Source organism: Arenimonas sp., assembly GCF_044348765.1.
GTDB lineage: Bacteria > Pseudomonadota > Gammaproteobacteria > Xanthomonadales > Xanthomonadaceae > Arenimonas.
The window spans coordinates 1-8097 of record NZ_JBIKSE010000053.1; the positions used below are offsets into that span (position 1 = coordinate 1).

Annotated in this window: 6 protein-coding genes; 4 read left to right on the top strand and 2 right to left on the bottom strand. The window is 58.5% G+C overall.

Annotation, left to right across the window (positions count from 1 at the left end; all coding sequences use genetic code 11):
* The first annotated feature begins 38 nt into the window (after positions 1-38).
* From ACIQ0Q_RS07890 to ACIQ0Q_RS07905, 4 genes are all read left to right on the top strand, one after another.
* The gene (locus ACIQ0Q_RS07890; protein ID WP_395772392.1) at positions 39-1046 is read left to right on the top strand and encodes a class I fructose-bisphosphate aldolase; all 1008 of its coding nucleotides are present in this window, start codon (positions 39-41) and stop codon (positions 1044-1046) included.
* A 118-nt stretch (positions 1047-1164) separates the two neighbouring features.
* The gene (locus ACIQ0Q_RS07895) at positions 1165-2193 is read left to right on the top strand and encodes an efflux RND transporter periplasmic adaptor subunit (protein ID WP_395772393.1); all 1029 of its coding nucleotides are present in this window, start codon (positions 1165-1167) and stop codon (positions 2191-2193) included.
* Positions 2190-5315: an efflux RND transporter permease subunit gene (locus ACIQ0Q_RS07900; protein WP_395772394.1), complete on the top strand. Its 3126-nt coding sequence runs from the start codon at positions 2190-2192 to the stop codon at positions 5313-5315. The genes ACIQ0Q_RS07895 and ACIQ0Q_RS07900 overlap by 4 nt, the downstream gene beginning before the upstream one ends.
* Positions 5316-5349: 34 nt before the next feature.
* Positions 5350-6210: a TrmH family RNA methyltransferase gene (locus ACIQ0Q_RS07905; RefSeq protein ID WP_395772395.1), complete on the top strand. Its 861-nt coding sequence runs from the start codon at positions 5350-5352 to the stop codon at positions 6208-6210.
* A 1-nt stretch (position 6211) separates the two neighbouring features.
* On the opposite strand, the gene ACIQ0Q_RS07910 is transcribed toward ACIQ0Q_RS07905, so the two are convergent.
* Both ACIQ0Q_RS07910 and mscL read right to left on the bottom strand, forming a co-directional pair.
* Entirely contained in the window at positions 6212-7609 is a 1398-nt protein-coding gene (locus ACIQ0Q_RS07910; RefSeq protein WP_395772396.1) for a M20/M25/M40 family metallo-hydrolase, read from the bottom strand.
* Between the two features lies 1 nt (position 7610).
* A complete protein-coding gene (gene mscL, locus ACIQ0Q_RS07915; RefSeq protein WP_395772397.1) occupies positions 7611-8036 on the bottom strand; it encodes a large-conductance mechanosensitive channel protein MscL in 426 nt (141 codons plus the stop codon).
* Positions 8037-8097: the final 61 nt, after the last annotated feature.

Below are 8097 nucleotides of genomic sequence, written 5' to 3' on the forward strand. Positions count from 1 at the left end.
TATAATATCGCCACCCCAACCACCCCCGGATCGCCCTCATGAGCATCGACCAACTCCCCGAAATCGCCCAAGCCATGGTTGCCCGCGGCAAAGGCATCATCGCCATTGACGAGTCCAACGCCACCATCAAGAAGCGTTTCGATACCGTGGGGGTGGAAAACACCGAAGAAAACCGCCGCGCCTACCGCGAAATGCTGTTGACCACCCCGGGGCTGGGTGAGCATATTTCCGGCGCGATTCTGTACGATGAAACCCTGCGCCAGAAGACCAAGGATGGCGTGCCGTTTACGCAGGTGATGATGGACAACGGCATCCTGCCGGGCATCAAGGTCGACAAAGGCACCGTGCCCTTGGCCGGTTTCCCGGGGGAAGTGGTCACTGATGGCCTCGATGGTCTGCGTGAACGCCTCAATGAGTATGCCGGTCTCGGCGCCAAATTCGCCAAATGGCGTGCGGTCATCAACATCAACATCGAAGAGGGCATGCCCTCGGATACCTGTATCGAGGCCAATGCCCACGCCTTGGCCCGCTATGCGGCCCTGTGCCAGGAAGCCGGTATCGTGCCGATGGTTGAGCCGGAAGTAATCATGGACGGCGAGCACGACATTGACGACTGCTTCGTGGTGACCGAAAAAGTATTGCGTTCCCTGTTCAATGCCCTGTACCAGCACAATGTCATGCTGGAAGGCACCATTCTGAAAGCCAGTATGGTCATTCCGGGCAAGGATTGTCCGGACCAGGCCTCGATCGAGGATGTCGCCGATTACACCGTGCAATGCCTGAAGTCTGCAGTTCCTGCGGCATTGCCGGGAATCGTGTTCCTTTCTGGCGGTCAATCCGACGAAGATGCCACCGCGCATCTGAACGAAATGAATAAACAGGAAAACCTGCCGTGGCCGCTGAGCTTCAGTTATGGCCGTGCCATGCAATCGGCTGCCCTGAAGATCTGGGGCCAGGACATCGTCAACAATGTCGCCAAGGCCCAGGAAACCGTGCATGCCCGCGCCCGCGACAACGGTCTGGCGGCCATCGGCGAGTGGAAGTAAGGCACAACGTGTAATTCCCCCGAAAACGCCGGCTCGCCGGCGTTTTCTTTACATGCCATTAACGGTGGCGGCGGCTAAGCCGTTTATAATCTCAGGCAAGATCCTGAAGGAATTTCCCATGCGTGTTTCACTGATGGCCTTGGTTCTGCTGGCAACGGCTTGCAGCAGCGATGAAAAAGGTCCGGGCAGAGACTCCGGCCCACCAGCGACGGTGACCGCAGTCACGGTTGCTTCGGAACCCTGGAGTGACCGTGTTCAGGCCATCGGTACCGCCAAGGCCCGGGAGTCCGTGGTCATCGCCGCCAAGCAGTCCGAGCGGATCGCGGTCATCCGTTTTGAAAGCGGTCAGCGGGTCGCCAAAGGACAGATTTTAGTCGAACTGGATGCCGGTACGGTCAAAGCCGAGCTGGCCGAAGCGCAGGCCAATTTGAACGATCTGAACGCACAGGTCACACGCCTTCAGAACCTGCAGACTCGGCAATTGGTCGCAAAAAGCCAGCTGGATACCGTGATTGCCTCCCGTAATGCTTCGCGGGCACGCGTACAGGCAGCGCAGGAGCGCCTGAATGACCGCATCATCCGTGCGCCTTTTTCCGGTGTTCTCGGTCTGCGTCAGGTCAGCCAAGGTCAGTTTGTTTCGGCCGGCGCGATCATGGTCAATCTGGATGACCTCGATCATCTGTGGGTTGATTTCCCGGTGCCGGAAGGTCTTTTGTCGCAACTGAAAATCGGCATGGCGCTGGATCTGCAGGCCGATGCTGCGGCCGGTCAAACACTCTCAGCTCGGATCGTGGGCATCGACTCCCGTGTGGATATCGCCACGCGCGCCATCATGGTGCGGGCCGCCATTGATAATGCGGGCGGACTGGTTCGGCCGGGAATGCTCATGCGGGTATCCCTGCAGCAAAATGCCGTGCAGGCCTTGGTGATTCCCGAGCTGGCCGTGCAGCAGGTCGGCAACCGTACTTTTGTTTTCGTCGCGGGAGCCGATGGCGTCGCTACCAGCCGCAATGTCCGTGTCGGTAGTCGCCATGAGGGCAAGGTCATGGTGCTTGAAGGCCTCAAGGCCGGCGAGAAGGTGGTGCTTGATGGCACCTCGAAACTGCGTGATGGCCAGAAGCTGAAAGTGGTTCCAGCCGCGCCATGATTCTTTCCGACATTTCGATTAAACGTCCGGTATTCGCCGCCGTCATTAGCCTGATGCTGGTGACCGTTGGACTGATTGCCTTCACCCGTCTGCCCTTGCGTGAATTGCCGAATATCGATCCACCAGTGGTTTCCATCGACGTCGCTTACCCCGGAGCTGCTGCCGGCGTGGTAGAAACACGGGTGACCCAGGTGCTGGAAGACGCCGTGGCGGGCATTGAAGGCGTCGACTTGGTCACTAGCTCGTCACGCAACGGCCGTGCTTCGGTCAATCTCGAATTCACCCTCGAACGCGATATCGAGTCCGCCGCCAACGATGTGCGCGATGCCGTGAGTCGTGTCGCCGATCGTCTTCCCGAGGAGGCGAACGCTCCGGAAATCGCCAAAGTGGAAGCCGATGCCGATGTCATCATCTGGATCCGCGTCGTGCAAAAGGGAGCCGATGCGCTGGCATTGACCGACTATGCCGACCGCTATTTGACAGACCGTTTCTCGAGTATCCCCGGCGTCGCCCAGGTCCGGCTTTCCGGCGGCCAGCGCTATGCGATGCGGGTCTGGCTGAACGACGACGCCATGGCGGCCCGCGGCCTCACCGTGTCGGATGTTGAAAGCGCATTGCGCCGTGAAAATCTCGAATTACCGGCCGGCCGACTGGAATCGCAGGACCGTGATTTCCTGCTTCGCGTCAACCGCAGTTTCGATTCGCCGGCGGCTTTCGAAAAGCTGGTGCTGAAGACTTTGAATGACGGCCAGAGCATCGTCTTGTCCGATGTCGCGCGCGTTGCCCGCGAATCGGCTGACCGCCGCGCCTGGTTCCGCGGCAATAGCGAGCCGCAACTTGCCTTGGGTATCATCAAAACGTCGACCGCCAATGCCTTGCAGGTTTCACGGGATGTCCGTGCCGAAATCGACCGGATCAATCCGGGGCTTCCGGAAGGCATGGCCATGGGTATCAATTTCGATACCACGGTATTCATCGACGCCGCAGTGAAAAAAGTCTACAGCACGCTGTTCGAAGCCATCGCCTTGGTGCTGTTGGTGATTTGGCTGTTCCTCGGCAGTGTACGCGCCGCGCTGATTCCGGCGGTGACGGTTCCGGTGTGCCTGATGGCGGCCTTCATCGCACTTTGGTTATTCGGCTATTCCATCAATCTAATGACGTTGTTGGCGTTGGTGCTATGCATCGGTCTGGTGGTCGATGACGCTATCGTAGTGCTTGAAAACGCCCAGCGCCGCATCGATGCCGGAGAGCCACCGATGCTGGGTGCATTTCGCGGCACCCGCCAGGTCGCTTTTGCCGTCATTGCCACCACGGCCGTGTTGGTGGCGGTATTCCTGCCGATGGCGTTCATTGAAGGAAACAATGGCCGCCTTTTCCGTGAACTGGCGGTAACGATGGCCAGTGCCATTGCCATTTCGGCGGTCGTTGCGTTGACCCTGACTCCGATGATGTGTTCATTGATTCTGAAACCCCATAAAGCCGGTGCTACCGGTTTCGAGGCGCGGATCAACGCATTCCTCGAGCGGGTGAGTCAGGCCTATTCGAAAAGACTTCAGGCGCTTCTGGCAAAACGCAATACCATTGGTATCGCCATGCTCGCGGTTCTCGGCGCCAGTTCGGTGCTTTACCTGCTGGTACCCAAGGAGCTGGCTCCGGTCGAAGACCGTGGTGTTTTTTTCGTCGCGGTCAATGGTCCTGAAGGTGCGGGTTTCGATTACACCGTCAAGCAGATGGAACAGGTTCAGGCCGAACTGATGGCATTGCGGGCGAAATCCGAGGCCATCGATCGAATCAATGCGGTTGTTCCCGGCGGATTCGGTGCCAGCGAGGAAATGCACACCGGACGCGCAACCGTACTGCTGAAACCTTGGAAAGACCGCGATACGGATACCTCTGCGATTGTTGAAGAGTCCCGTAAATTGCTGTCGAAGATTCCCGGCGTGCAGGCGCGGCCGCAACAACCGAATGGATTGGTGCGTGGTGGCGGCCAACCAGTTCAGCTGGTTCTGCAAGGTTCGGACTATAACGAGTTGGTGCAATGGCGTGACCGCCTGCTTCAGCGCATGGAAGAAAATCCGGACCTGACCGGCCCGGATTCCGATTACAAGGAAACACGTCCCCAGCTGCGTCTCGACATCAATCGTGAACGGGCAGCGGCACTGGGTGTTTCGAATCAGGCCATCGGCAGTACTCTGGAAAGCATGCTCGGTTCACGTCGTGTCGGCACCTACGTGGAAGGGGGTGAGGAATACGATGTGATTATTCAGGCCGATGCCGAACAACGGCGCTCGCCATCGGATCTTCTTTCCATGCATGTTCGTACCGGCAGTGGACAGCTGGTACCCTTGGCGTCGGTCATTGACGTGCGTGAATTGGCCGAGCCCGGCAGTTTCAACCGTTTCAACCGCCTGCGCGCCATTACGGTGTCGGCGGGCCTGAAGCCCGAGGCGAATCTGGGTGAAGCTTTGAATTGGTTGCAGAAAGCCGCCAAAGAAGAGCTTCCAAGTACCGTGCAGATCGATTTCAAAGGACAGTCCCGTGAATATCTCAAATCGGGCCAGGCGATACTGTTCACATTTGCCCTGGCGCTGCTGATTGTGTATCTCGTTCTGGCGGCGCAGTTTGAAAGCCTGATCCACCCCTTGGTTATTCTGCTGACGGTTCCGATGGCGGTTTTTGGAGCATTGTTCGGGCTTTGGATAATGGGAGGCAGTCTCAATTTATTCAGCCAGGTCGGTATCATCATGCTGATTGGCCTTGCCGCCAAGAACGGCATTCTGATTGTCGAATTCGCCAATCAGCGCCGGGACGCCGGGCTGGGTATCGATGCGGCCATCATCGAGGCAGCTTCGGTAAGGTTACGTCCGATTTTGATGACATCAATTGCGACAGCGGCGGGTGCTCTGCCCCTGATGCTCGGCAGTGGCCCGGGATCCGGGTCGCGTCAGGCCATCGGTATTGTAGTGGTGTTCGGCGTTCTCTGCGCCACAGTACTGACGCTATTCATCGTGCCGGTCATGTACCGCTGGCTTGCGCCCTATACGCAGTCGCCGGAGCAGCGCGCCCGTGATTTAAGCAAGCAGGAAGCCACGACGCCGGATGCGGAAGGCGCGATGCATTGATGCATCTTGGTTATCAATAACACAGAGGTAATACATGACCGACCCGAAAGACAGGCACCCGCTTTACCGTGGTCCTGGACAGAACCGTGAGGACGTTCGTGGCCCGCGTCCGACACGCGGTCATATCGAAAGCCGGCAAGACGATTCGCGGCCAGCCAAGCCGAAGGAGTTTCGCATTCACGGATTGAATGCGTGTCTTGCGGCGTTCAAGATGCGGCCGGAATCTATCCGCAAGCTTTGGTTGCTGGAGTCGCGTATCCCCAAGCTGCAGGAGCTATTGGCGTTCTGTGTCCGGAACCGTATCGGTTACAACGTGGTGGAAAACGAAGATCTCGAGAAACTCAGCGCCAGCGCCCACCATGAAGGAGTGTGTCTGGCGATGCTGCCGCAGCTGGAATTAAATCTATCCAGTTGGTTGATGACCGCTCCGACCGGTCCTTGCCTGCTGCTATGGCTTGACGGTGTCGGTAATCCGCATAACCTCGGTGCCATCATGCGTTCTGCCGCCCACTTCGGTGCGGCGGCTATTCTGCTGCCGAAGTCATCCAGTCTCAGTCATTCCGGTGCCGCCACCCGCGTGGCCGAGGGCGCGGCCGAACATGTACCTTTGGTGCGCCTTGGGCGCACCGATAATGCGGTCGCGCAACTGAAATCGGCCGGCTTTGCCCTGGTCAGTACCGTGGTTCGTGGCGGCAGTGACGTGTTCCGATCCGCTTTGCCCGCGCGTTGCGTCATGGTAATGGGCGCAGAACAGGCCGGCGTGGACTCCGATCTGCTCGCCGTAAGCGGCTTGCGCGTGGAAGTGCCGGGCACGGGACAGGTCGAGAGTCTCAATGTATCGGCGGCAGCGGCGGTACTGATGGCGGAATGGCGACGTCAGAACAGCTCAGCCTGACTTAATTCTCCGCTTTCGGCGCTTCCGGTCGGATATCCACATCGGTTTCGGCGGACAGATACGCTAATACCGCGTAAGCAGCGACCTGCTGATCGAGATCTTTGGCATTGATTTTGTCGAGGGTATCGTTGGCGGTATGGTGGTAGTCGAAATAGTCAGTGCCGTCCTGTTGCAGTTCCACCCAAGGCAGGCCATACGGCACGCTTGGGCTGATGTCGGGGCCAGGGCCACCACCTTCCGCCGGAAGGATGCCTAAGGGTTCCAGCACTTTGGCGATGCGGGCAATCACCGGTCGGGATTCTTCCGAAACGCCGGAATGCAGGGCATAGATGCGACCAGCACCGAAATCGCTTTCGGCCCCGAGCTGGTGTTTATCCATAAGTCCTTTCATTGCTTCAGCATAGGCCTTGCCGCCGAGCAGGCCCTGCTCCTCATTGGCAAAGGCAATCACACGGATGGTACGTTTCGGAGCCTGTTTCAGGTCACCGATGAGGGCGCCGGCGGCCATGGTGATGGCGATGCCGGCGCCGTCGTCGATGGCGCCTGTACCCAGATCCCAGGAATCCAGATGGCCGCCGATGATGACCACTTGTTCAGGCTTACTGCGACCGGTAATTTCACCGATGACGTTATATTCGGTTTTGCTTCCGGTGAATCCCGCCTGGATGTTCAGTTCCACGGTCACTGGTTTGCCACGCCGGAGCATGTTCGCCAGAAGATCGGCATCGGGAACCGACAGGGCAGCGGCTGGAATCTTCACCACACCGTCCTCGTATCTCATCATGCCGGTGTGTGGCAGTCGGTCGGAATCGGTCCCAACCGAACGGATCAGCAGCGCCGAGGCACCCTTGCGTGCCGCCTCGGAAGCACCGGCGCGTCGCACATTGCTCACAGGGCCGTAACCGCTCCCGTCCTTGGCGCGCAGCATTCTGAGATTGATGAATGCGATCTTCCCCACCAGCGAGCCATCCGGCGTCGCCTTCAATGCATCCAGATCGGCAAATTCGACCACTTCCGCACGCAGATTCCCGAGCGTACTTTCGCTGCCACCAAGCGCGGTTAAGACCAGAGGCTGGGGAAACGGGCTGATGACGCGTGCCGATTCCGAGCGGCGCTGCCAGACCGGAAAAGTGACCGGCTGCAACCAGACCTTGTCGTATCCGAGGGCCTTGAATTTCGCCTGCGCCCAGACGGTAGCACGGTCATAGGCTTCGCTGCCGCCCATGCGCGGGCCGACCTCGGTGGTCAGTGATTCAACGATGCCGTATCCCTTGGATCCACGCATGGCGGCATCCCGCAGATCCTCGGCGGTCCGGATGGCGTTATGATCCAGTCCGGATTCTGCGGACGCGTTCAAACTCGCGAATCCGAGCAATGCTAAGGCCAGGAATACGCGCACGTCAGGTTCCCTGTTTCTTCAGAGCATCGCGGATTTCAGTCAGCAGTTTGACCTCTTCGCTGGGTTCACTGGCTGCCGGTGTTTCCGGCTGCTCCTGACGGCGGATGCGGTTGATCACTTTGATCGCCAGAAAAATCACCACTGCGATGATAGTGAAGTCGACGATGGTTTGGACAAACGCGCCGTAATTGAGCAGAATGGCCGGCATGGTTTCCTTGCCGTCTGCACCAATGGTAGCCGGCCGCAGCACGGCGGAAAGGCTTTTGAAATCAGCGCTACTGATGAGGACAGAAACTGAAGGCATGATCAGGTCATTGACCAGAGAGGTGACAATCTTCCCGAAAGCGCCGCCGATGACCACGCCGACCGCAAGATCGATGACGTTGCCACGCAGGGCAAATTCCTTGAATTCCGAAAGTATGCTCATGATTGGTTTCTCCAGTGGGGGGATTAATGAATGATGCCGTGCAGTTCGGCAATGCCCTGCA

What these genes read in the sequence shown, in the direction of transcription:
- ACIQ0Q_RS07905 (WP_395772395.1), top strand. Translation starts at nt 5,350, where the DNA reads ATGACCGACCCGAAAGACAGGCACCCGCTTTACCGTGGTCCTGGACAG.
- ACIQ0Q_RS07895 (WP_395772393.1), top strand. Translation starts at nt 1,165, where the DNA reads ATGCGTGTTTCACTGATGGCCTTGGTTCTGCTGGCAACGGCTTGCAGC.
- ACIQ0Q_RS07900 (WP_395772394.1), top strand. Translation starts at nt 2,190, where the DNA reads ATGATTCTTTCCGACATTTCGATTAAACGTCCGGTATTCGCCGCCGTC.
- ACIQ0Q_RS07890 (WP_395772392.1), top strand. Translation starts at nt 39, where the DNA reads ATGAGCATCGACCAACTCCCCGAAATCGCCCAAGCCATGGTTGCCCGC.
- mscL (WP_395772397.1), bottom strand. Translation starts at nt 8,036, where the DNA reads ATGAGCATACTTTCGGAATTCAAGGAATTTGCCCTGCGTGGCAACGTC.